General features: G+C 70.0%; 1 protein-coding gene. It reads left to right on the top strand.

Annotation, left to right across the window (positions count from 1 at the left end; translation table 11 throughout):
* On the top strand, positions 1-533 hold a 533-nt coding region (locus tag AC1DCG_RS25095), incomplete at both ends, for a PTS transporter subunit EIIC (protein WP_477037320.1).

Below are 533 nucleotides of genomic sequence, written 5' to 3'. Positions count from 1 at the left end.
CGGGCCCTGATGCTGCCGATCGCGGTGCTGCCGGTGGCGGGCCTTCTGCTGCGCTTTGGCCAGCCGGATCTTCTGAACATCCCCTTCATCGCCGCGGCCGGCGAGGCGATCTTCGCCAATCTGGGCCTTCTCTTCGCCATCGGCGTGGCTGTGGGCCTGGCCCGCGAGAACAACGGCGCGGCCGGCCTGGCCGGGGTGGTCTGCTTCCTGATCGCCACCGAGGGAGCCAAGGCCCTGCTGCACGTGCCGCCCGAGGCCCTCGCCGGATTGCCGGCGGACCTGGCCGGACCGGCCTACAAGGCCAAGGCCCTGTCCAAGCTCTCCGTGCCGATCGGCATCCTGTCGGGCGTGATCGGCGGGCTGTTCTACAACCGCTTCTCGGGTTTCAAGCTGCCCGAGTACCTGGCCTTCTTCAGCGGCCGCCGCTTCGTGCCGATCATCTCGGGCGTGGCGGGCCTGGTTCTGGCCCTGCTGGTGGGCTTCGGCTACGACGGCATCAACGGAACGGTGGACGCGGCCAGCCGCGGCGTCGT

It is taken from the genome of Caulobacter sp. 10L414, from assembly GCF_056395525.1.
This window is presented reverse-complemented; position numbering and strand designations above follow the sequence as displayed.